The sequence below is a fragment of the Vibrio atlanticus genome (assembly GCF_024347315.1).
Classification (GTDB): Bacteria; Pseudomonadota; Gammaproteobacteria; order Enterobacterales; family Vibrionaceae; genus Vibrio; species Vibrio atlanticus.
The window spans coordinates 555961-580764 of record NZ_AP025460.1 but is presented as its reverse complement, the minus strand read 5'-3'; the positions used below and the strand labels follow the sequence as shown (position 1 = coordinate 580764).

Annotated in this window: 15 protein-coding genes; 10 read left to right on the top strand and 5 right to left on the bottom strand. The window is 46.1% G+C overall.

Going from position 1 to position 24804, the window contains the following annotated elements; genetic code table 11:
* Positions 1 to 163 precede the first annotated feature (163 nt).
* The 10 genes from gltB (OCV30_RS02730) to OCV30_RS02685 all read left to right on the top strand — a co-directional run bounded on the left by gltB (OCV30_RS02730) (position 164) and on the right by OCV30_RS02685 (position 17518).
* Positions 164 to 4711, top strand: coding sequence for a glutamate synthase large subunit (gene gltB, locus OCV30_RS02730; RefSeq protein ID WP_017098323.1), 4548 nt, complete (start codon positions 164 to 166; stop codon positions 4709 to 4711).
* Complete coding sequence (locus OCV30_RS02725) at positions 4711 to 6180, top strand: glutamate synthase subunit beta (RefSeq protein ID WP_065680320.1); 1470 nt, start codon at positions 4711 to 4713, stop codon at positions 6178 to 6180. The genes gltB (OCV30_RS02730) and OCV30_RS02725 overlap by 1 nt, the downstream gene beginning before the upstream one ends.
* A gap of 430 nt (positions 6181 to 6610) precedes the next feature.
* Entirely contained in the window at positions 6611 to 11074 is a 4464-nt protein-coding gene (gene gltB / locus OCV30_RS02720; protein WP_065680321.1) for a glutamate synthase large subunit, read from the top strand.
* A gap of 16 nt (positions 11075 to 11090) precedes the next feature.
* Positions 11091 to 12503, top strand: coding sequence for an FAD-dependent oxidoreductase (locus OCV30_RS02715; RefSeq protein WP_009848402.1), 1413 nt, complete (start codon positions 11091 to 11093; stop codon positions 12501 to 12503).
* Between the two features lie 187 nt (positions 12504 to 12690).
* Entirely contained in the window at positions 12691 to 13119 is a 429-nt protein-coding gene (locus tag OCV30_RS02710; RefSeq protein WP_065680322.1) for a DUF1499 domain-containing protein, read from the top strand.
* Between the two features lie 127 nt (positions 13120 to 13246).
* Complete coding sequence (gene mtnN / locus OCV30_RS02705) at positions 13247 to 13942, top strand: 5'-methylthioadenosine/S-adenosylhomocysteine nucleosidase (RefSeq protein ID WP_017100512.1); 696 nt, start codon at positions 13247 to 13249, stop codon at positions 13940 to 13942.
* A 10-nt stretch (positions 13943 to 13952) separates the two neighbouring features.
* Positions 13953 to 14906: a cobalamin biosynthesis family protein gene (locus OCV30_RS02700; protein ID WP_065680323.1), complete on the top strand. Its 954-nt coding sequence runs from the start codon at positions 13953 to 13955 to the stop codon at positions 14904 to 14906.
* Position 14907: 1 nt separating this feature from the next.
* Positions 14908 to 15777 (top strand): vitamin B12 ABC transporter substrate-binding protein BtuF, encoded by an 870-nt coding sequence (btuF, locus tag OCV30_RS02695; protein WP_065680324.1) that lies wholly within the window; start codon positions 14908 to 14910, stop codon positions 15775 to 15777.
* Positions 15778 to 15851: 74 nt separating this feature from the next.
* Entirely contained in the window at positions 15852 to 16469 is a 618-nt protein-coding gene (locus tag OCV30_RS02690) for a TRIC cation channel family protein (protein ID WP_009848396.1), read from the top strand.
* A gap of 203 nt (positions 16470 to 16672) precedes the next feature.
* Complete coding sequence (locus tag OCV30_RS02685) at positions 16673 to 17518, top strand: LysR family transcriptional regulator (protein ID WP_065680325.1); 846 nt, start codon at positions 16673 to 16675, stop codon at positions 17516 to 17518.
* On the opposite strand, the gene OCV30_RS02680 is transcribed toward OCV30_RS02685, so the two are convergent.
* The 5 genes from OCV30_RS02680 to mutT form a co-directional block, all read right to left on the bottom strand.
* Positions 17469 to 18248, bottom strand: a complete 780-nt coding sequence (locus tag OCV30_RS02680; protein WP_010434762.1) for a TSUP family transporter — start codon at positions 18246 to 18248, stop codon at positions 17469 to 17471. The two genes, OCV30_RS02685 and OCV30_RS02680, sit on opposite strands and share 50 nt — an antisense overlap.
* Positions 18249 to 18468: 220 nt before the next feature.
* Positions 18469 to 21699 carry a carbamoyl-phosphate synthase large subunit gene (gene carB / locus OCV30_RS02675; protein ID WP_009848393.1) on the bottom strand — a complete coding sequence of 1077 codons (3231 nt, stop codon included), beginning with the start codon at positions 21697 to 21699 and terminating at the stop codon, positions 18469 to 18471.
* Positions 21700 to 21715: 16 nt separating this feature from the next.
* A complete protein-coding gene (gene carA / locus OCV30_RS02670; RefSeq protein WP_017077691.1) occupies positions 21716 to 22888 on the bottom strand; it encodes a glutamine-hydrolyzing carbamoyl-phosphate synthase small subunit in 1173 nt (390 codons plus the stop codon).
* Between the two features lie 503 nt (positions 22889 to 23391).
* The gene (gene dapB, locus OCV30_RS02665) at positions 23392 to 24216 is read right to left on the bottom strand and encodes a 4-hydroxy-tetrahydrodipicolinate reductase (RefSeq protein ID WP_017106812.1); all 825 of its coding nucleotides are present in this window, start codon (positions 24214 to 24216) and stop codon (positions 23392 to 23394) included.
* A 92-nt stretch (positions 24217 to 24308) separates the two neighbouring features.
* Positions 24309 to 24707, bottom strand: a complete 399-nt coding sequence (gene mutT, locus OCV30_RS02660) for an 8-oxo-dGTP diphosphatase MutT (protein WP_065680326.1) — start codon at positions 24705 to 24707, stop codon at positions 24309 to 24311.
* Between the last annotated feature and the right edge of the window lie 97 nt (positions 24708 to 24804).

Below are 24804 nucleotides of genomic sequence, written 5' to 3'. Positions count from 1 at the left end.
AACGGATATCACTAAGGATTGTTTTTCTCGCAATACTTTTCCTGCGAGATACGGAAAGGATTCAAACCGCCAGCATAGGCAGGTTTAGACCCATAAATATAAAAGGACAAGGCTAACTTTATACAAAGAAGTTGCGCCTAGATTTAACTGGAAGGATGTATCTATGGTAGATCAAGAGCAGAACTCACAGGGTCTGTATACTCCTGAATTGGAGCATGACGCTTGTGGTATCGGTTTTGTTGCTCATCTTAAGAATCGCAAATCTCATGATGTAGTAACTCAAGCACTCGATATGCTTGCACGTATGGAACACCGTGGCGGCCAAGGCTGTGATCCGTGTTCTGGTGATGGTGCAGGTATCCTGCTACAGAAGCCACACGAATTCTTACTAGAAGAAGCCGTAAAGCTTGGAATTAAACTGCCATCTTTTGAAAAATATGGTGTTGGTGTTGTACTTTTCCCTAAGGATGAATACAAACGTGCACAGTGTCGTGACATTCTAGAACGCAATGCACAGCGCCTTGAGTTAGAAGTGATCGGTTACCGTGAACTTCCAACTGACAATTCAATGATTGGTGCTGACCCACTAAGCACTGAACCTCAATTTGAACACGTCTTTATTTCTGGCGGCCCTGGTATCACACCAGAAGAGCTTGAGCGTAAACTGTATGTTCTACGTAACTACACTGTTCGTGTATGCCTAGAAAGCGTGTCAAACATCGGTGACGACTTCTACATCAACTCTATGTCTTACAAGACATTGGTGTACAAAGGTCAGCTAACAACAGAACAAGTTCCTCAGTACTTCCTAGACCTGCAAAACCCAACTATGGTGACAGCTCTAGCACTTGTACACTCTCGCTTCTCTACCAATACATTCCCTCGTTGGCGTCTGGCTCAGCCTTTCCGTTACATCGCGCATAATGGCGAAATCAATACGGTTCGCGGCAATCTAAACTGGATGAAAGCACGTGAAGCAATCCTAGAGTCGGATCTGTTTACACAAGCTGAAATCGACATGCTGCTTCCTATCTGTCAGGAAGGTAGCTCGGATTCATCAAACTTCGATATGGCGCTTGAGCTACTTGTTCTTTCAGGTCGTACTCTGCCACACGCATTAATGATGATGATCCCTGAAGCATGGCAAGAAAACAAAAACATGGATCCAACTCGTCGTGCGTTCTACCAGTACCACGCGAACGTAATGGAACCATGGGATGGCCCAGCGTCAGTATGTTTCACCGATGGTGTTCAAGTTGGTGCAACTCTTGACCGTAACGGTCTGCGCCCTTCTCGCTACACAGTAACGAAAGACGACTTCCTAGTAATGGCGTCTGAATCTGGCGTAGTTGAAATCGCACCAGAAAACGTTGAATACCGTGGTCGTCTACAGCCTGGTCGTATCTTCGTTGCTGACCTTGAGCAAGGCCGCATCATTTCTGACGAAGAAGTGAAAGACGGTATTGCTAAAGCACAACCCTACGAAAAATGGGTTGAAGAGAACCTTCTGAGCTTGAAAAAGCTACCAGATGCGAACAACGAATTTAACCAACCTTCTCCAGAAAAGTTGCTTCATAAACAACAATCGTTTGGTGTGAGCTCTGAAGAAGTAAACGAAATCATTCTACCTCTTGCGAAAACAGGCTACGAGCCACTTTCTGCAATGGGCGCTGACTGGCCGCTAGCGATTCTTTCCCATCAATCGCAGCACCTTTCAAACTACTTCAAGCAATTATTTGCACAAGTAACTAACCCGCCAATCGATCCAATTCGTGAGCGTATGGTTATGTCTCTGAACACTTACCTAGGTAAGGATCAGAACCTACTTGCTGAAACGCCTGAACACTGTCAAAAAGTAGAACTTGAGTCTCCAGTTCTGTCTAACTCTGAGTTAGAGAAGCTACGTGCAATCGATAACGAGCACCTTCAAGCGAAGACGCTGGATATCGTATTCCAAGCAAACGGAGACAACGGTAAGTTAGAGCGCGCACTTAAGCGTATCTGCCAATACGCAGAAGACGCCGTGATTGATGGCTACTCTATCATCCTACTGACAGACCGTGCGGTTAACTCTACCCACGCTGCTATTCCAGCAATGCTGGCAGTTGGCGCGGTTCACCACCATCTTATCCGTAAAGGTCTAAGAGCTAAGTGTGACATTGTTGTTGAAACGGGCGATGCTCGTGAGACACACCACTTTGCAACGCTTATCGGCTACGGTGCGAACGCAGTTAACCCATACCTAGTTATTGAAACGATTGTTGAACTGCAACGAACTAAGAAGCTAGATCCAAACGTTCATCCACGTGAGTTATTCGATAACTACCGTAAGGGTGTTAACGGCGGTCTACTGAAGATCTTCTCTAAGATGGGGATCTCTACGCTACAGTCTTATCACGGTGCACAAATCTTTGAAGCACTTGGTGTAAGCAAGTCAGTGGTGGAAAAATACTTCACTGGTACTGTTTCTCGTATCCAAGGTCTAACGATCGATGATATCGCACGAGAAGTGTTAGTTCGTCACCGTGTTGGTTACCCAGCTCGTGAAATCCCAGCTCAGATCCTTGATGTTGGCGGTGTTTACCAGTGGAAACAACGTGGTGAGAAGCACCTATTCAACCCTGAAACCATTTCTCTACTTCAAGAGTCGACGCGTAACAAAGATTACGGTCAATTTAAGAAGTACGCAAAAGCAGTCGATGACCAAGGCGACAACGCAGCAACGCTACGTAGTCAACTGGACTTCATCAAGAATCCTGCTGGCTCTATTCCTCTTGCAGAAGTAGAACCCATCGAGAACATCCTTAAGCGTTTCGCAACCGGCGCAATGAGCTTTGGTTCAATCTCACATGAGGCTCACTCAACACTAGCTGTTGCAATGAACCGCATTGGCGCGAAATCAAACTCAGGTGAAGGTGGTGAAGATCCAGCTCGTTTCGAACGTAAAGAAAACGGTGACTGGGAACGTTCAGCAATCAAACAGGTGGCTTCTGGCCGCTTTGGTGTAACGTCTTACTACCTATCTAACGCTGATGAGCTGCAAATCAAGATGGCTCAAGGTGCGAAACCTGGCGAAGGTGGTCAACTACCTGGTGATAAGGTAGATGATTGGATCGGTGCAACACGTCACTCGACTCCGGGCGTAGGTCTTATCTCGCCACCGCCACACCACGATATCTACTCAATCGAAGATTTGGCTCAGCTGATCTACGATCTGAAAAACGCGAACCGTAACGGCCGTGTCAACGTGAAGCTAGTATCAGAAGCAGGCGTAGGTACTATTGCATCAGGTGTAGCAAAAGCGAAAGCTGACGTGGTACTTATCGCAGGGTTTGATGGTGGTACGGGTGCATCTCCGATGTCTTCTATCCGTCACACTGGTCTGCCTTGGGAACTGGGTCTAGCGGAAACTCACCAAACTCTACTGAAAAACGGCCTACGTAACCGTATCGTTGTTCAGTCTGATGGTCAGATGAAAACACCACGTGACCTTGCAGTCGCAACGTTACTTGGCGCTGAAGAATGGGGCGTAGCAACAGCTGCTCTAGTTGTTGAAGGCTGTATCATGATGCGTAAGTGTCACAAGAATACATGTCCTGTTGGTATCGCAACACAAAACAAAACTCTTCGTGAGCGTTTCGACGGCCGCGTAGAAGACGTAGTAACGTTCTTCCAATACATGGCTGAAGGTCTACGTGAAGTAATGGCTGAACTTGGCTTCCGCTCTATTGATGAGATGGTTGGTCAATCGCACAAACTTAAAGTTCGTGATGACATCGGTCACTGGAAGTACAAGAACCTAGATCTAACACCAGTACTGCACATTGAGCAGGCTCGTGCAGAAGATGGTATCTACAACCAGACAACACAGAATCATAATCTTGAAGACGTTCTAGACCGTAAGTTGATTCAGGCTGCAATCCCAGCGCTTGAGAAAGGTGAAGCGGTTACCGCTCAGTTCCCTATCATCAACACGGACCGTTCAGCAGGCACGATGCTGTCGAACGAAATCTCGAAAGTTTACAAAGACCAAGGTTTACCACAGCCAATGAACGTTAAGTTCCACGGTAGTGCTGGCCAATCTTTCGGTGCGTTCCTTGCGAAAGGCGTTAAGTTCGAAGTAGAAGGCGACGCGAACGATTACTGGGGTAAAGGTCTGTCTGGCGGTACTTTGGTACTATACCCAGATGCTAAATCTACTATCGTTGCGGAAGATAATATCGTGGTGGGTAACGTATGTTTCTACGGTGCAACCTCAGGTGAATCTTTCATTCGCGGTATGGCTGGCGAACGTTTCTGTGTTCGTAACTCTGGCGCGAAGGTTGTTGTTGAAGGTGTTGGTGACCACGGTTGTGAATACATGACAGGTGGCGCGGCAATTATCCTTGGCTCAACGGGCCGTAACTTTGCTGCAGGTATGAGTGGCGGTGTCGCTTATGTTTGGGATAAAGCAGGTGACTTCGAAACCAAGCTCAACGCAGAACTTGTAGACCTAGATCCAATTGAACAAGAAGATAAAGATCTTCTACTAGATATGCTAACGAAGCATGTTGAATTCACAGGAAGTGAAGTTGCTCAGTCTTTCCTAGACAACTTTGAAGTAAGTGTCGCATCACTAGTTAAAGTAATGCCACGCGACTACAAAGCAGTTCTTGAGAAGCGTAAAGCTGAAGCACAACAGGCACAAACGGAAGAAGTGGAGGCAGTATAATGGGTAAGCCTACTGGATTTTTAGAACACGGTCGTGAGCTTCCAAAAAAGCTCGACCCGTCAGTTCGAATTGAAGACAACAAAGAGTTCGTACTTAACGAAGAGTTTGGTGAAAAGATCAGTACTCAAGCATCTCGTTGTATGGACTGTGGCGTACCTTTCTGTCACAACGGCTGTCCGATTGGTAACATCATCCCAGAATTCAATGACGCTGTTTATCGTGACAGCTGGGAAGAGGCTTGGAACATTCTAAGCTCTACCAACAACTTCCCTGAGTTTACAGGTCGTGTTTGTCCTGCTCCTTGTGAAAGTGCCTGTGTTCTTGGCATCAACCAAGACCCAATCACTATCTGTAATATCGAGAAAACAATTGTAGAAACTGCGTACCGTGAAGGGTACGCAAAACCTAAAATACCTCGTTCACGTACGGGTAAAACCGTTGCCGTTATAGGTTCAGGTCCCGCTGGTCTAGCTGCTGCTGAGCAACTAAACAGTGCCGGTCACTCTGTGACGGTATTTGAACGTGACGAGAAAGTGGGTGGCCTACTGCGTTTCGGTATCCCAGATTTCAAACTGGGTATGGACGTGATTGATCGTAAGATCAACCTAATGGCTGAAGCTGGCGTTGAGTTTAAAGTGAACCAACATATCGGTGTTGATGTTAATGCTCAACAGCTACGCCAAGAGTTTGATGTGGTATTGCTAACGGGTGGTTCTACGGTTCCACGTGACTTGCCAATCCCAGGTCGTGAGCTGAAAGGCGTTCACTTTGCCATGGAATTCCTTGGTCAAAACAACCGCCGTGCCAACGACTTAGACCTAAAAACAGAAGAGCTTCACGCTAAAGATAAGCACATTGTGGTTATCGGTGGTGGTGATACGGGTTCTGACTGTGTGGGTACATCAAACCGTCATAAAGCAGCAAGCATTACTCAGGTTGAGATCATGCCGATCCCACCTGAGAAGCGCCCTGCTAATATGCCTTGGCCTCAGTACCCAATGATCATGAAGACCACCACTTCTCACGAAGAAGGTTGTGAACGTCATTGGAACATCCTGACTAAAGAGTTCATCTCTGACGATAACGGTAATGTAACCGGACTTCGTATCGCTGACATCGTTTGGCAAGACGCGAAACCAGGCGAACGTCCAGGTTTTGATGAAGTAGCGAACTCTGAACGTGTTATCCCTTGTGACATGGCATTTCTAGCGATGGGCTTCTTACACCCAGAGCCAACAGGCGTGCTTGCTCAACTAGACATTAAACTGGACGAGCGCGGTAACGTTGCTTCTGAAGGTTTTGCAACGAACCAGAAAGGCGTTTTCGCTGCTGGTGATATGCGTACTGGCCAATCTCTGGTTGTACGTTGTATTAATGAAGGTCGTGAATGTGCAATTGCCATTGATGACTTCTTAATGGGTAACTCAAACTTAGAAGCGAAAGCAGATTCACTCATGCTTTCCGCATAATATTTCTCGGGCTAGCGTCGATGACGTTAGCCTAGGGAAAAAGCAACACCCTTCCTAACTTTTATATTTGGCTAGCACTCGATGCTAGCCTTTTTTCTATCTGGCCTTCCACTCTTTCTCAATCACTCCAGCAGTGCATGTTAAATCCCGTTAACATCTGGCTTTTATATCTCATTGATCTTCATCGACTATTTTAGATTATTACGTGGCTAATCGCGTTTACACATGATAATTAACCATGAACTTGACCTTAAACACAATTAGCTATACGTTGTAAAGCTGATGAAAATAAAACCAATCGGTTTTGTTAACACAACCAATAACGTTTTAGCTAGCTAAAAACAAACTATAAGTTCATAAAAAATAACAAGTACATGAATAGTTAGTCATTTACTGTCTGGATGACAGCGAAGCAAAAGGGAGAATTGCAATGGCTCTATATGATCCTAGTCTTGAAAAAGACAACTGTGGATTTGGTTTAATAGCGCAAATGGAAGGCCAACCGAGTCATAAGTTGGTACGAACTGCTATTTCAGCCCTCGATCGCATGACACACCGTGGTGGTATCGCTGCGGATGGTAAAACCGGAGATGGCTGTGGCTTATTGCTACAGAAGCCCGACTCTTATCTCAGAATTATTGCTGAAGAGAATAACTTCAAGCTCGGCAAGCAATACGCTGTCGGCATGATTTTTTTCAGCCAAGACCCAATCAAAGCGCAATCGGCGCAAGACATCGTCAATAAAGAGCTCGCTCAAGAGACTTTAACCGTAGCGGGCTGGCGTATCGTGCCAACCAACACCGACGTATTAGGCCCAATCGCCAAAGATTCTGTTCCCAATATTCAGCAAGTGTTTATCTCGGCCCCTGCGGGTTGGCGTGAACGCGATATCGAACGACGCCTATACATCGCTCGTCGTCGAATTGAAAAGCAGATTACCGAAGACAAAGATTTCTATATTTGTAGCCTGTCGACTCAAGTCATGGTCTACAAAGGCTTGTGTATGCCCGCCGATCTTCCGCGATTTTACCTCGATCTTGCTGACTTACGTATGGAATCAGCAATATGTCTGTTCCACCAGCGTTTCTCAACTAACACACAACCGCGTTGGCCATTGGCTCAACCATTCCGTTATTTGGCGCACAATGGTGAGATCAATACCATTGAAGGTAACCGTCAATGGGCCAAGGCTCGTGCCTATAAATTCTCTTCACCGCTGCTGCCCGATTTACAAACGGCCGCACCTTTTGTGAATGAGACAGGATCAGACTCCTCAAGCTTAGACAACATGCTCGATCTATTCCTTGCCGGTGGTATGGATGTGTTCCGAGCGATGCGTATGCTTGTGCCGCCCGCTTGGCAAAACCACCCAGACATGGATCCTGAGCTTCGTGCCTTTTACGATTTCAACTCAAAACACATGGAACCGTGGGATGGCCCTGCGGGTATCGTACTGTCTGACGGCCGTTATGCTGCATGTAACCTCGACAGAAACGGATTACGCCCTGCTCGCTATGTGATCACAAAAGACAACCTAATCACCTTGGCATCCGAAGTCGGTATCTGGAATTATGCGCCAGACGAAGTGGCAGAGAAAGGACGTGTTGGCCCGGGTGAATTACTCGTTATTGATACGCGTCGCGGTAAGCTATGGCAGTCGAACGAGATCGACAATGATCTTAAAGGCCGTCACCCATATAAAGAGTGGATGGATAAGAACGTTCACAAGTTAACACCGTTTTCAGCACTAGCAGATGACCAAGTCGGTAAGCGTAATTTTGATGATGACACCCTAAAGACCTATCAAAAACAGTTTGCAATGAGCAACGAAGAGTCAGACCAAGTACTGCGTGTACTCGGTGACATGGGACAAGAAGCGGTCGGTTCTATGGGCGACGATACGCCAATGGCAGTGCTGTCTTCTAAAGAGCGTCTCATCACTGATTATTTCCGTCAGAAGTTTGCTCAAGTCACCAACCCACCAATTGACCCTTTGCGTGAAAAACACGTTATGTCTCTGGCAACCAGTATCGGCCAAGAGATGAATGTGTTCTGTGAAACCGATGGGCATGCTTACCGTGTGACGTTTGATTCACCCGTTCTGCTTTATTCTGATATGCAGCAACTTCTGCAATTAAATCAAAAGCATTATGGCCATACGATTCTTAGCATGCACTATGACCCAGCAGAAAAAGATCTCGAACAAGCCATCAACGACTTGTGTGATCGTGCGGTTCAAGATGTACGTGACGGCGCCGTTTTGGTTGTGCTTTCAGACAAAGGTTTAGAGAAAGGTAAGCTACCCGTTCCAGCAGCAATGGCTGTCGGTGCAGTACAAACTCGACTCGCAGACACCAACCTACGTTGTGATGCTAACATCGTGGTTGAAACAGCAACCGCACGTGACCCACACCAATTTGCAGTATTGCTTGGTTTCGGCGCCACCGCGGTTTACCCGTATCTCGCTTATGAAGCTCTGGGCAAAATGTTGGACGATGGTTCATTAGATAAAGACTATCGCACTGCATTGCAAAATTACCAAAACGGTATCAACAAAGGTCTGTATAAGATCATGTCGAAGATGGGTATCTCGACAATTGCTTCGTATCGCTGCTCGCAGTTATTTGAGGCGGTCGGTTTACATACCGATGTGGTTGATTTGTGTTTCCGTGGCGTAACGACTCGTATCCAAGGTGCTAGCTTTAGCGACTTCCAACAAGATATCTATAACCTATCTCGTAAAGCATGGACTAAACGTAAACCACTGGAACATGGTGGCTTACTCAAATACGTACATGGCGGCGAATACCACGCCTACAACCCAGACGTAGTCAGTACCTTGCAAACCGCCGTAAAGACAGGCGAAACATCAGATTATAAATCTTTTGCGAAGCAAGTTAATGCTCGTCCTGCTGCTATGCTGCGCGACTTAATGAGCCTCAAAAAAGCCGAACAACCTCTACCTCTAGAACAAGTCGAGCCAAGTAGCGATCTCTTTAAGCGCTTCGACTCGGCAGCCATGTCGATTGGTGCCTTAAGCCCAGAAGCTCATGAAGCGCTGGCCATGGCGATGAACCGCTTAGGTGGCTACTCTAACTCTGGTGAAGGCGGTGAAGATCCACGACGCTTTGGGACTGATCGCAACTCACGAATTAAACAGATAGCTTCTGGTCGTTTTGGTGTGACGCCACATTACTTAACCAATGCGGATGTTCTACAAATCAAAGTCGCACAAGGTGCGAAACCAGGAGAAGGCGGTCAACTACCGGGTCATAAAGTCACGGCAGAAATAGCTAAACTGAGATACTCAGTTCAGGGCGTGACTCTGATCTCTCCTCCTCCACATCACGATATTTATTCTATCGAAGATCTGGCGCAGCTGATTTTCGACCTTAAGCAAGTTAACCCTAAAGCCTTGGTTTCAGTAAAATTAGTATCTGAACCGGGTGTAGGCACCATTGCCACGGGTGTAGCGAAAGCTTATGCCGACTTGATTACGATCTCCGGTTACGACGGTGGTACCGCGGCAAGCCCACTGACTTCAGTGAAATATGCAGGTTGTCCTTGGGAGCTTGGCTTAGCCGAAACTCAACAAGCACTCGTCGCCAACGGACTTCGTCATAAGATCCGCCTGCAAGTCGATGGTGGTTTAAAAACCGGCCTCGACGTCATTAAAGGCGCGATTCTAGGCGCTGAAAGCTTTGGTTTTGGTACCGCACCAATGGTCGCAATGGGTTGTAAGTTCTTGCGAATCTGTCACCTAAATAACTGTGCGACAGGTGTGGCTACGCAAGATGAAACCCTACGCCGCGAATACTTCAAAGGCCTACCAGACATGGTGGTGAACTACTTTACCGGCCTAGCCGATGAAGTTCGCCAGTACCTTGCAGAACTTGGCGTAGAAAAACTTACTGATCTGATTGGTCGTACTGATTTGCTTGAAGCCGTTCAAGGCCTCACGGCGAAACAGAGCAAGCTCGATCTCTCTTCGATATTGGAAGCTCCGGTATCTCCAGAAGGTCACCCACTGTTTTGGACAGAGCCAAACGCACCGTTTGATAAGGCTCAACTCAACCAACAGATCCTTGATGACGCAATCGATGCGATTGAGAAACGTCAATCCACCAGCCTTTACTACAACGTAATCAACACCGATCGCTCGATTGGCGCTCGTATCTCTGGCGAAATTGCCAAACGTTACGGGAACCAAGGTATGGCGGGGTCACCAATTAAGTTATATCTCGATGGCACAGCAGGTCAATCCTTTGCGGTTTGGAACGCTGGCGGCGTAGAGCTGTATCTGACAGGCGATGCCAATGACTATGTCGGCAAAGGCATGGCGGGCGGTAAGGTGGTTATCAAACCTCACCAAGGCACTGCATTTGTTTGTAACGAAGCGACCATCATAGGTAACACTTGTTTGTATGGTGCGACCGGAGGCAAGCTATTTGCAGCAGGTACTGCAGGCGAACGATTTGGCGTGCGTAACTCAGGCACCGTTGCCGTGATTGAAGGTGCAGGTGACAATGCCTGTGAATACATGACCGGTGGTATTGTTGCCATTCTTGGCGCAACCGGAGTGAACTTCGGCGCCGGTATGACAGGTGGGTTTGCTTATGTCATGGACAAGAATGAAGACTTCCAAGGCCGTGTAAACAACGAGTCGGTCGAAGCACTTTCTCTGTCTGACCTATTTATCCACCAAGAACATCTACGCGGCCTGATTGCTGAGCACTTAGAAGAGACTGGCTCAGTACACGCTGAAGCTATTCTGGCGAACTTTGATGAATGGATTCCAAAGTTCTACCTAGTGAAGCCGAAGACGGCGGATCTCAACACCTTGCTCGGTCACCAAAGCCGCAGCTCTGCTGAACTTCGTGTTCAAGCGCAATAATTGGAAGGAGCCAATAATGAGCCAGAATGTATACCAATTTATTGATGTGAATCGCGTAGATCCAGCGAAGAAGCCAATCAAGATACGTAAGATTGAGTTTGTAGAGATCTACGAACCTTTCACTAAGCAACAAGCCAAAGCGCAAGCTGACCGCTGTTTAGACTGTGGTAACCCTTACTGTGAATGGAAATGTCCAGTTCATAACTACATCCCTCAGTGGCTCAAGCTTGCCAATGAAGGGCGCATTATCGAAGCGGCTGAACTGTCCCATCAAACCAACAGCTTGCCTGAGGTTTGCGGACGAGTTTGCCCTCAGGATCGTCTATGTGAAGGCTCTTGTACGCTCAACGACGATTTCGGCGCAGTAACCATCGGCAATATTGAAAAATACATCAATGACAAAGCGTTTGAGATGGGCTGGAAGCCAGACATGTCTCACGTTGAATGGACCGACAAAAAGGTCGCTATCATCGGCGCAGGCCCAGCAGGTCTTGCTGCAGCTGATATCCTAGTCCGTAATGGCGTAAAAGCTGTTGTGTTTGACCGCTATCCGGAGATCGGCGGTCTACTGACGTTTGGTATCCCATCGTTCAAACTTGAGAAAGGCATCATGGAAAATCGTCGCCGTATCTTTAGTGGAATGGGCGTTGAATTTAAAATGAATACCGAAGTCGGTAAAGACGTTCAGCTGCAACAATTAGTCGATGACTATGATGCCGTTTTCTTAGGTGTCGGCACCTACAAAAACATGCGTGCTGGGTTAGACAACGAAGAAGCACCGGGCGTTTATGATGCCCTACCCTTCCTTGTTTCCAATACCTACAAGGTCATGGAGCTGGATAACCCAACGCCATTCATCGACATGAAAGGCAAGAAAGTAGTCGTGCTTGGTGGTGGTGATACTGCAATGGACTGTGTCCGAACGTCAATTCGTCAACACGCTGCTAATGTTGTTTGTGCTTATCGCCGAGATGAAGCGAACATGCCGGGCTCTCGCCGAGAGGTGAAAAATGCAAAAGAGGAAGGCGTGAAGTTCATGTTCAACCTTCAACCATTAGCACTGGAAACCGATTCATCCGGTCATGTGACTGGCGTTAAAGTGGTGAAAACAGCCTTGGGTGAACCAGATGAGGCAGGCCGCCGTCGTCCTGAACCGGTTGAAGGCAGTGAGCATGTTCTTGAAGCTGATGCCGTGATCATGGCATTTGGTTTCCAACCTCATGCAATGGAATGGCTAGAACCATTTGGTGTAGAGCTCGACCAATGGGGGCGCATCAAGGCTCCCGGCAAACAAGAGTTTCAATACCAAACCACCAACAGCAAGATATTCGCTGGTGGCGATGCTGTTCGAGGATCTGACTTAGTGGTAACCGCTATCGATGAAGGCCGTAAAGCCGCAGAAGGGATCTTGGATTACCTAGAAGTGTGATTGGGTTTCCTTTATTACTCAGTTCGTTACTATAAAAAAGGATCCAATTATGGATCCTTTTTTGAATTAGATTCGTTTATCACAAGCATCACGTAAATACGTAAATACGTAAATACGTAAAACAATGACAAACAAGCCAATACCGATAACTACAACTAGAATTAAAAACAACGCCATAGGACACACTATGAAAAAAGCCGCTCTCCTTTCTCTATCTCTTTTGACTTTAACCGCTTGCAGCCAAGGAATCACGGACATGAAAGACAGAACTTCATCACCTTGTGGAGACAAACCAAACTGCGTATCAACTCAAGATGACCGTGAGCAGCATGCATTGGCCGCGTTTGAGTTATCAGATTCAGCAAACTTAGATGCGATTGAGCAGGTTGCATTAACCTTACCGGGTTCGAAAACCGCGAGTAAAACCGAAGATTACCTACGTGTTGAATGTACTTCTCGCATCATACGCTTTGTCGATGATTTAGAGCTTAAGATCACTGATGGCAAACTGATCGTGCGTTCAGAGTCTCGCACTGGCCATTCTGATTTTGGCGTAAACCGAAAACGAGCGGATCAACTTCGTGCTAGCTTGAAAAACGAAGGCTTAATCAAATAGATAAAAGAATACACAGATAAATCGTCTGTATTCGGATGAGAAGTGCTTCTGGGTTGTCGCTCGACACTTCTCTTCCATGCTACAATTTCGCTCTACTGTTTAAATATTATTTATTAAGAGACTACACATGAAAATCGGCATCATTGGCGCAATGGAGCAAGAAGTTGCGATCCTAAAAGCAGCAATTTCAGACATTACTGAAGTTAATAAAGGCGGTTGTACCTTTTTCTCTGGTCAGCTAAATGGTGTTGACGTTGTTTTGCTTCAATCAGGCATTGGTAAAGTAGCAGCTGCTGTTGGTACTTCAATCCTGCTAAGCGAATACCAACCAGATGTCGTTCTAAACACTGGCTCTGCTGGCGGTTTTGATTCAACACTGAACCTTGGCGATGTGGTTATCTCTACTGAAGTTCGTCACCACGATGCTGACGTTACAGCTTTCGGTTACGAAATCGGCCAAATGGCTGGTCAACCTGCAGCATTCAAGGCAGATGACAAGCTGATGGCTGTTGCAGAACAAGCTCTAGCACAAATGGAAGATAAGCACGCCGTTCGTGGCCTTATCTGTACTGGCGACGCGTTTGTTTGCACAGCAGAACGCCAAGCGTTCATCCGCAAGCACTTCCCATCAGTGGTTGCTGTAGAGATGGAAGCATCGGCTATCGCTCAAGCTTGTCACCAATTCCAAGTACCATTCGTGGTTGTTCGTGCAATCTCTGACGTTGCAGACAAAGAATCACCAATGAGCTTCGAAGAGTTCCTGCCACTTGCAGCGCAAAGCTCTTCTGAGATGGTTATCAAGATGGTTGCCCTACTAAAGTAAGCGACTAGACATGCAAACACTGTTTGATCAGGTATTTGCAAATGGCGTGCTCCTTGTAATGTGGGGAGCACTGCTTTTTCATTTAATTTTACCTATCCCCCATGCCGCACACCCCACGACCTTATGGCATAAGTTTGCTGAACTTTTAGCAACTAAGGTTAATAACAATCAGAATTATTCCCAAAGCTTAATCTCAGGCACTTTAGCTTGGGGGTTAATGGTCTTGCCTGCTCTGGTTATTCTATTGGCACTGCAGCCACTGGTTTGGCAATCACAACTGTTTGAATTAGCGCTGTTGTTACTCGCCATTGATTGGCGTAACAATGAAAAGTTGGCAAATCAACTGATCAAAGCTCTTGGCCGAGAAGATAAAGCCACGGCTCGCCAGTTATTAGCGCCTATTGTTAATCGTCAAACTGAATCACTGTCATCACTTGGGCTTGGCAAAGCCGCTGCTGAAACTATCATCATGGGTTACGCTCGTAATGTGGTTTGTGTTTTATTCTGGTACGCCATTGGTGGTGGAATCGCCGCTTTAATGTATCGCCTGATTGTCGAATTAGCGCGAGCGTGGTCACCAAGCCGTAAGCAGTTCTCTCCATTTGGATCCACGGCAATCAAGATCGTCGCTATCCTAGAATTTATACCAATGCGATTGTTTGCCTTAATGATTGTATGTGGTGATAAAGCGTCTCACACATTCAAGATGATGCTCGCTCAGAGTCGCTCTTGGCCATTGCCCGGCCCTGCATGGTTGATTACTGCTGTCGGCAACAAGCTTGAGCTGTCACTGGGCGGCCCTGCGATTTACGACAACACCAAAGCTATTCGAGCAAAATTAGGCGGCAGAATCGCCCCTTCAGCCCTGCACTTGTCTCAACTTCAAAAACTGCTGTTTGGTCGCATCGCTATCTGGATATTTTTACAAAGCCTAATCTTACTATTTGTTCACCAAGGGATTTAGAGTGAAACCATCAGCACTTGTTACAAGCCTTACTATTTTGTCTTCCAGCTTATGGCTGCCTTTATCATTTGCAGAAGAAGCACCACTGACTCAAGAACAAGTACAGCCGGCTCAACGCGTGGTTAGCCTTGCTCCTCATGCCACTGAACTCGCATACAGCGCTGGTTTAGGTGATAAGCTTGTTGCGGTGAGTGAGCGAAGTGATTATCCAATACAAGCTGACAAGCTAGAGAAAGTGGCGAATTACCAAGGCATCAAGGTTGAGAAGATCATCGCCCTGCAACCTGATCTCATTCTCGCATGGCCAGCGGGAAACCCGCCCAGAGAACTCGCGAAACTGGAGCAATTTGGTTTTAATATTTATTACTCAAAAACCAAGAGCCTAGATAACATCGCGACCAATATTGAGCAACTTAGCCAATTCGCAAGCGATCCAAGTATTGGCGAAAATAACGCTCAACAATACAGAGAGCAGCTCAACGCGTTGAGACTAAAATACAAAGATGCCGAGCCAGTAAACTACTTCTACCAACTCAGTGAGAAGCCGATCATCACTGTTGCTCAAGGACACTGGCCAAGTGAGGTGTTTGAGTTTTGTGGTGGCCACAATATTTTCGAAGACAGTGCTTCCCCTTACCCGCAAGTTGGCATTGAACAAGTTGTGTTAAGGAAGCCGCAAGTGATCTTCACTTCTCAGCACGCAATTGAGAATGGAACCATGTGGCAAACTTGGGAAGATGAGATCCCGGCGGTCGCTCAAAATCAGATTTGGTCACTCAACTCTGACTGGATTAATCGCCCTACGACGAGAACTTTGAAAGCGCTCCAACAAGTATGCGATTTCTTCGATAGAGCTAGGCAAAATCACTAACTATTTGCTGCGTTTTTTCGTACAATTCGCCACCGACCTGTCCCTACAATTTCAACCATAAGAGCACCAGTATCATGGACTCCATGCTGCTTTATATTATCGATTTATTTGGCACTGCCATTTTTGCTGTCTCAGGCGTATTTGTCGCTGGCCGTCTTAAGATGGATCCCTTTGGCGTAGCCGTTTTAGGCAGCGTAACCGCGATTGGCGGCGGTACTATTCGTGACATGGCACTAGGAGCAACTCCCGTGTTTTGGATCACCGATACCACCTACCTTTGGGTTATCATCACCACCTGTTTGCTGACCATGATTATAGTAAGACGTCCAAAGCGTCTGGCTTGGTGGATATTGCCGGTATGTGATGCGATCGGCTTAGCGGTGTTTGTTGGTATTGGTGTAGAAAAAGCACTGATTTATCAAGACTCGGCATTAGTGGCCATTATCATGGGTGTTATCACAGGCTGTGGTGGCGGTATTATCCGTGACGTGCTTGCACGCGAAGTGCCAATGATTCTAAGAAGTGAAGTCTATGCGACCGCTTGTATCATTGGTGGTACTTTCCATACCATGGCGCTCAACATGGGACACGACTCAGAAACCGCCTTTTTGGCCGGTGTGTTTACGACACTATTGATTAGGCTTGGCGCTATTCGCTGGCACTTGTCATTGCCAACCTTCGCTATCAAATAGATAGAACGATGACTAAAAGGCTCCGCAAAGGAGTCTTTTTTAATCCAGCTCACTCTGCTATCCATTCAAATGCTCTCGTGACACTTAGCGTTCCCAATTAAAAATACCTAACTGAGTTCAAACCTTTAGTTTCAAATCTAGAGAATGAATAGCGTTTAAGGTAACTTAATCCAATCATTCCCAACTTTCATGAATATAACCCAATGCTACTCGAAGGAATCGAAACTCTACTGGTATTGAGTAAAGCAAAAACCATGAGCCGCACAGGCAGCTTGCTTTATATCAGCCAATCAGCGGTCAGCAAACGGATTGCGAATTTAGAAAAGAAGCTAGGTAAAAAGCTCATCGAGCCGAGTGGCCGACAGATAAAACTGACGCCGGATGCGATTGCATTAATCGAGAGCATAGGCCCTACATTCAATGAACTTAGAGGGCTTATTTATGAACAGCAAGAGTTGGAAGATACCACTCTCATTACTTTAGATAGCTCTAAGTCTCTGATAGCGGGTTATTTAGGTGAGATGATGGGCCAATTTATCCAGCAAGATAAATACATCACCATCACCACTAACCATACACCAAGAATTATCGAGCGAGTGCAGTCTGGTAAGGCGACCTTGGGGTTGTGTGCTGGCTTACTGCCACCGCATCATGGGTTGATGACCTTTCACCTATTTGATGAGCCGTTTTACATAGTGAGTAAGTCGCCGTTAACGGAGCTTCCTCCATTGGTGATTACCAACGATATGACCAACCCTGCCAACTCTTATCAGCTCTCAGTGTTAGAAAAGTTTGGTATTAAACCCTTGATGGAGATGGATGCCTACACCGCAGCAGCGCAACTTGCTTTGGGTGGGACTGGACCGGCCTTAATCCCGCTCTCAATAGTAAAAACACTCAATATTGAACCTAAATATCTGTATAGCTTCCAAGAACTAGAAGGCCTTATTCGACCGATTCATATCTGTGTAAGGCCGAACAGCTATCAGTCTCCGCGAGTTAAAACACTGATAGAATCCATTGTTGATGCTGTTCCCAAAGCAGTTTAGACGCCATTAGCATCGACATCACGATCACAAGAGGGCGAATCCATTTTTGCCCTTTTGTCACCACCACTTTAGCGCCAAGCTGAGCGCCCATAAAACCGCCGACCGCCATTACTAAACCCAACTCCCAAATTGGCAAACCAGCCAAAATAAAGAAAATTAAGGCCGCGATATTCGAGGTAAAGTTAAGTACCTTAGTGCGCGCCGTTGCATCGACTAACGAGAAGTGACCAATCGCAACAAAGCAGACGGTGAAGATAGAACCTGTTCCTGGGCCAAAAAAGCCATCATAGAAACCCACACCGCCACCAACACACAGAGCAAACATCGCCTCAGAGATCTTCTGTTTTCCTTCAGACGCTCTAGTTTGGGGGGCTAACAGGAAATAGAGAGAGATAGCGATGAGCAGCAACGGGATAACACTGGTCAGTAAGCTCGCATCAATGTGTTGGACTAGCTCGGCACCAATTGCAGAACCAATAAAGGTACAAAAGATAGCGAGGCGCATCTCTTTAATACTGACGATACCATTGCGCACGAAATACCAACTCGCAGAGAAGCTGCCGAAGGAGCTTTGGAGTTTATTGGTTGCCAGTGCCTGCGTGGGTGGCACTCCGGCCGCTAGCAATGCAGGTAGAGTCAACAATCCACCGCCGCCAGCCATTGCATCGATAAAGCCTGCCGCCGTTGCAACAACAAACAAGATAGCCAATATTTCTAGAGTAATTTCCATATACCCAACGCCTTAAATTCTCGTATAGCGACAACTTACCACCGCGAGCAAACAATCAACAACGAAACACAAGATTGTAACCTATTCCAAATTTTCTTCATTTAGCCATCACCAGATTTTCACCATCTAACCGACACCAGATGACAGACATAAAAAAGCCCACTCCGAAGAGTGGGCTTTGAGCATTTATATCCGCTTAACAGCGATACACGTGAGCCTATTAAGCTAGAGAAGCTTTAACTTGTGCGTGTAACTCTTGAACTGAAGTTACTGACGTTTTCGCGTCTGCAGTGTGCGCCATACAAGTCGCGAATGCTGCGTTTAGCGTAGTCGTGTAGTTCACTTTCTCAGCCAATGCGCCACGACGAAGAACTTTAGAATCTTCAATCGCTTGACGGCCAGCCGCAGTGTTCACGATGTACGTGTACTCGTTGTTCTTGATACGGTCAAGAATGTGAGGACGACCTTCGTGTACCTTGTTTACTAGACGTGGGTTAATGCCCGCTTCGCCAAGGATAACAGCTGTACCGTGAGTTGCGTCTAGCTGGTAACCAAGCTTAGATAGCTTAGATGCTAGGTCAACAACACGCTCTTTGTCGCCTTCGCGAACAGAAAGCAATGCACGACCGCCTTCAGGGTAGATGTGACCACAACCCAATTCAGCTTTAGAGTATGCTTCAGCAAACGTTGCGCCAACACCCATAACTTCACCAGTAGAGCGCATTTCTGGGCCTAACAGTGGATCAACACCAGGGAATTTGTTGAACGGAAGAACAACCTCTTTCACTGAGTAGTAAGGTGGGATGATTTCTTTCGTAAAGCCTTGAGACTCTAACGATTGACCAGCCATCACACGAGCTGCAATCTTAGCGACTGCTGCGCCTGTTGCTTTCGATACGAACGGCACTGTACGTGCTGCACGAGGGTTAACCTCGATTAGGTACACTTGGTTGTTCTTAACAGCAAACTGCGTATTCATTAGACCACGAACACCCAACTCGAACGCTAGCTTTTCAACTTGCTCACGCATTACGTCTTGGATTTCTTGGCTTAACGTGTAAGCCGGAAGAGAACATGCTGAGTCACCTGAGTGAACACCCGCTTGCTCGATATGCTCCATGATACCCGCAATAACAACGCGCTCACCGTCACAAATCGCATCAACGTCCACTTCAACAGCATCGTCTAGGAAGCTATCAAGTAGTACTGGAGATTCGTTTGAAACGCTAACTGCTTCGTTGAAGTAGCGGCGTAAGTCTTGCTCGTCGTATACGATTTCCATCGCTCGACCACCAAGAACATAAGAAGGACGAACAACCAATGGGAAACCGATTTCGCGAGATTTCTCTACCGCTTGCTCCATTGTTGTTACTGTCGCGTTTTCTGGTTGTAGAAGACCAAGACGGTCAACAGCAACTTGGAAACGCTCACGGTCTTCTGCACGGTCGATTGCGTCTGGGCTAGTACCAATGATTGGTACGCCAGCAGCTTCAAGCTCACGAGCCAGTTTCAGTGGTGTTTGACCACCGTACTGAACGATAACGCCTTTTGGCTTCTCAACACGAACGATTGCTAGTACGTCTTCCAGAGTTACTGGTTCAAAGTACAGACGGTCAGACGTATCGTAGTCTGTCGAAACTGTCTCAGGGTTACAGTTAACCATGATTGTTTCGTAGCCATCTTCACGTAGTGCTAGAGATGCATGTACACAACAGTAATCGAATTCAATACCTTGGCCGATACGGTTTGGACCGCCGCCTAAGATCATGATTTTCTCTTTGTCTGTTGGGTTCGATTCACATTCATCATCGTAAGATGAGTACATGTAAGCCGTATCAGAAGAGAACTCAGCCGCACACGTATCTACACGCTTGTAGACTGGGTGAATATCGTATTGGTCACGTAGACGACGAATTTCACTTTCAGCCACACCTAGAATCTTAGACAGGCGAGCATCAGCAAAACCTTTACGCTTAAGCTTCATTAGCTCGTCTTTATTCAGACCAGCAAAGCCTTTCGCTTTAAGTTCTTGCTCTAGTTTTACGATGTCTTCGATTTGAACTAGGAACCAACGGTCAATTTGCGTTAGGTTGAATACACCATCAACTGACATACCAGCACGGAAAGCATCTGCGATGTACCAAATACGGTCAGAACCAGCTTCTTTAAGCTCATGGCGAATCGTCGTTAGAGCGTCAGGTGCATCTAGGTCGACCATTTCGTCAAAACCAGTTGCGCCAACTTCTAGACCGCGAAGTGCTTTCTGTAGAGATTCTTGTTGGTTACGGCCGATAGCCATAACTTCACCAACCGACTTCATTTGAGTCGTTAGACGGTCGTTAGCACCTGCAAACTTCTCGAAGTTAAAACGAGGAATCTTAGTTACTACGTAATCGATTGTTGGTTCGAATGATGCTGGCGTTGCGCCACCAGTGATGTCATTCATTAGCTCGTCTAGCGTAAAGCCAACAGCCAGTTTCGCTGCAATCTTAGCGATTGGGAAACCTGTTGCTTTAGAAGCAAGTGCAGAAGAACGAGATACACGTGGGTTCATCTCGATGATAACCATACGGCCATCTTTCGGGTTAATGCCAAACTGTACGTTTGAGCCACCCGTTTCAACACCAATCTCACGCAGTACCGCTAGAGAAGCGTTACGCATTAGTTGGTATTCTTTGTCTGTCAGCGTTTGTGCTGGAGCTACGGTGATCGAGTCACCCGTGTGAATACCCATTGGGTCAAAGTTTTCAATCGCACATACGATGATGCAGTTGTCGTTCTTGTCGCGAACCACTTCCATCTCGTACTCTTTCCAACCGATAAGTGACTCATCGATTAGAAGTTCGTTGGTTGGAGACAAGTCCAAACCACGACGACAAATTTCTTCAAATTCTTCTTTGTTATAAGCGATACCACCGCCTGTACCACCCATCGTAAACGATGGACGAATGATACAAGGGAAACCAACCATTTCTTGAACTTTGTAAGCTTCTTCCATCGTTTTCGCTGTATCAGCCGTTGGACACTCAAGACCAATAGCTTTCATTGCTTTATCAAAACGAGAGCGGTCTTCAGCTTTATCGATAGCGTCAGCAGTTGCGCCAATCATCTCTACGCCGAACTCTTCAAGTACGCCGTATTTTTCTAAATCTAACGCACAGTTAAGTGCAGTTTGGCCGCCCATTGTCGGTAGAACTGCATCAGGCTTCTCTTTAGCGATGATGTTACGAACCACTTCCCATTGGATAGGTTCGATGTAAGTCGCATCAGCCATGTCTGGGTCAGTCATGATTGTCGCTGGGTTCGAGTTTACAAGAATAACTCGGTAACCTTCTTCGCGAAGTGCTTTACAAGCTTGAGCACCAGAGTAATCAAACTCACATGCTTGACCGATAACAATCGGACCAGCACCTAGAATTAGAACACTTTTAATGTCAGTACGTTTTGGCATTATCTACTACTCCGGATTACGCTTTGTCTTGTTTGTTTGCAACAGACTGGTTAATTAATTCAATGAAGTGGTCGAATAGCGGCGCCGCATCTTCTGGACCTGGACTTGCTTCTGGGTGACCTTGGAAGCTAAATGCTGGTTTGTCTGTACGGTGGATACCTTGTAGAGAACCATCAAATAGAGACTTATGAGTCGCTCGTAATGTCTCTGGAAGCGTATCTTCGTCAGCAGCAAAGCCGTGGTTTTGTGAAGTAATCATCACAACATCACGATCTAAATCTTTAACCGGGTGGTTTGCACCGTGGTGACCAAACTTCATTTTCACTGTCTTAGCGCCTGACGCAAGAGCAAGAATCTGGTGACCTAGACAGATACCAAAGATTGGTAAACCTTTTTCTAGGAACACTTTTGTTGCTTCAATTGCGTAAGTACATGGTTCTGGGTCACCAGGGCCATTTGAAAGGAAAACACCGTCTGGGTTCAGAGCAAGTACTTCTTCAGCAGAAGTTTCAGCAGGAACAACCGTTAGGCGGCAGCCGCGGTCAACAAGCATTCGTAAGATGTTTCGTTTTGCACCGAAGTCATAAGCAACAACGTGGTATGGCAATTCAGAGTCTGCTTTCGCTTCAGGAAGTCCACCCGTAAGCGTCCACGAACCTTGTTTCCATTGATACGCTTCTTTTGTTGTAACTTCTTTCGCAAGGTCCATACCTTTCAGGCCAGGGAATTCTTTTGCTTTAGCTAGAGCCAAAGCTTCGTCTAAATTTCCATCATTTACTGAAGAGCCAGCTACGATACAACCGTTCTGTGCGCCTTTTTCACGAAGAATACGCGTCAGCTTACGAGTATCGATATCAGCGATACCAACAACGTTTTGCGACTTAAGGTAATCAGAAAGGGATTGTTCATTACGGAAGTTAGAAGCGATTAGAGGGAGATCGCGAATCACAAGGCCTTGAGCGTGGATTGAAGAAGATTCTTCATCTTCGGAATTGGTTCCGGTATTGCCAATGTGAGGGTAAGTAAGGGTAACGATTTGCTGAGAATAGGAAGGATCAGTGAGGATTTCTTGGTACCCCGTCATCGAGGTATTAAAAACGACTTCACCAACTGCAGAACCTACAGCGCCAATGGCTTCACCGTGAAATACTGTCCCATCTTCTAGGACGAGTAGTGCTGACTTCTTCAAGACAACCTCCAGAAATAAAAATGCATTAAAATTGATTTAATTTGCAAATCTACCTTCCTGCAACACCAAAAACTGCGTGTTTATGGAAATTAGACAAATTGGCGGTATTTTAGTGATCTGCGTGATACGTGTCAACATTTAACGCAAAAGAAATTAAACATTTGTAAGAACTAATTCAATTTCCCCCATCAAAGCTTCAAAAGTTCAACTTTCATACTCTATTAATAGGAATATTACGATTTTCTAATTTTCGCCCGTCATTTTCACCCACCATTAGGTAGCAAAAATATCACCAACAAAACGCAATCGATAAATACAATGAGTAAACCTGTAGATTTAAAGCTTTAAATCAAAAACAACAACCAAGCAGTGATAAACAACAACTAAATGCAGTTCTAATCAGGAAAATAGGAGAATAAGAAGAAAGTGACCAAGAGGAGTTTAAGTAGAAAAAAGGGGCAAATAAAGAAAGCGCCGGCAATTGCCAGCGCATAAATATCTATTTACAGATCGTTTAAACCAAGGACATCTGTCATGGTATAAAAGCCTGCTGGCTTATCATTTAGCCAAACAGCTGCCTTTATCGCACCATTAGCAAAGGTCATTCTATCCGTTGCTTTATGGGTAATTTCAACGCGCTCACCAATATCAGCAAACATTGCGGTATGCTCGCCAATGATGTCACCGGCACGGATTGTCGCAAAACCAATCTCATCTTTGGTTCGCTCGCCCGTAATGCCTTCGCGTGACCATACAGCGACATCGTTTAGCTCATTGCCCATCGCACCAGCGATCGCTTCGCCCATACCAATCGCAGTACCAGAAGGTGCATCGACTTTATGACGGTGGTGAGCCTCTACGATTTCAACATCACAGTAATCGCCCATCACTTTAGCGGCCTTCTCTAACAGCTTAAAAACCAAGTTCACACCAACGCTATAGTTTGGTGCCATTACGATAGCCATCTCTTTTGAAGCCGCATCAATAACCTGCTTCTCTTCTTCAGAGAAACCAGTAGTACCAATGATCAGTTTCTTACCGTGACGTTTACAAAGTTCAATATTCGCTAATGTGCTTACAGGTGCGGTAAAGTCGACAATCACGTCAAACTCTTCAACCGCTTTCGAAAGGTCATCAACTAAAGCCACATCAAAACGACCTTCACCGCATAACTCGCCAACGTCAACACCGACCAAAGATGATTCTGGACGCTCTGAACCAGCACCAACGCTTGCTTCTGAATTATGGTGAGCGGCTTTCACCAAGTTACGACCCATACGGCCAGCTGCTCCTGCAATTGCAATTCTTACCACTGCGAATATCTCCATTGTTTTGGTTACCGTTGCCACTTATCTCTTGCAGCAACGTTCAATCGATTAATCTCTTTAAACTAACAACAATCTCAAACTCAGGCTAGCAATTACGAAAACTCTTTTATTACTCGCTCTAAAATTGGCACGTTTGCTTCGGGGAAGGCGTATTGGCTCAATGATTCAAGATAGACCCATTCACCTTGTTGCCCTTCTTTACCATAAGGCTGTTGCTCGAAATCGGTCACAAGGATGAAATCGAACTTAAGCGACTTATCACTGTAATCAAACTCAAGGTGTTCAAACAGAGACTGTTCTGTCACCTTAATACCAATCTCTTCATCGAGCTCACGAGTCATTGCTTGTTCGATGGTTTCGCCCGCTTCAACCTTGCCACCTGGAAATTCCCAAAAACCGCCTTTGTGTTTATCGTCTGGGCGCTTAGTGATAAATACCTGTGACTTATCTTGATTGAAGATGATGCCCGCTACAATGTGGATTCTTTTCATATGATGGTGTTCCTTCTATGTCCCTAGCGTCATTCCCTACAATGAGGAACGAATTAGATAGGGAATCTGCTCTTTTGTTAGTTCGAAAGATCCCCGA

Coding starts and splice junctions, on each gene's coding strand:
- gltB (WP_017098323.1), top strand. CDS start 164: ATGGTAGATCAAGAGCAGAACTCACAGGGTCTGTATACTCCTGAATTG.
- OCV30_RS02725 (WP_065680320.1), top strand. CDS start 4,711: ATGGGTAAGCCTACTGGATTTTTAGAACACGGTCGTGAGCTTCCAAAA.
- gltB (WP_065680321.1), top strand. CDS start 6,611: ATGGCTCTATATGATCCTAGTCTTGAAAAAGACAACTGTGGATTTGGT.
- OCV30_RS02715 (WP_009848402.1), top strand. CDS start 11,091: ATGAGCCAGAATGTATACCAATTTATTGATGTGAATCGCGTAGATCCA.
- OCV30_RS02710 (WP_065680322.1), top strand. CDS start 12,691: ATGAAAAAAGCCGCTCTCCTTTCTCTATCTCTTTTGACTTTAACCGCT.
- mtnN (WP_017100512.1), top strand. CDS start 13,247: ATGAAAATCGGCATCATTGGCGCAATGGAGCAAGAAGTTGCGATCCTA.
- OCV30_RS02700 (WP_065680323.1), top strand. CDS start 13,953: ATGCAAACACTGTTTGATCAGGTATTTGCAAATGGCGTGCTCCTTGTA.
- OCV30_RS02690 (WP_009848396.1), top strand. CDS start 15,852: ATGGACTCCATGCTGCTTTATATTATCGATTTATTTGGCACTGCCATT.
- OCV30_RS02685 (WP_065680325.1), top strand. CDS start 16,673: ATGCTACTCGAAGGAATCGAAACTCTACTGGTATTGAGTAAAGCAAAA.
- OCV30_RS02680 (WP_010434762.1), bottom strand. CDS start 18,248: ATGGAAATTACTCTAGAAATATTGGCTATCTTGTTTGTTGTTGCAACG.
- carB (WP_009848393.1), bottom strand. CDS start 21,699: ATGCCAAAACGTACTGACATTAAAAGTGTTCTAATTCTAGGTGCTGGT.
- dapB (WP_017106812.1), bottom strand. CDS start 24,216: ATGGAGATATTCGCAGTGGTAAGAATTGCAATTGCAGGAGCAGCTGGC.
- mutT (WP_065680326.1), bottom strand. CDS start 24,707: ATGAAAAGAATCCACATTGTAGCGGGCATCATCTTCAATCAAGATAAG.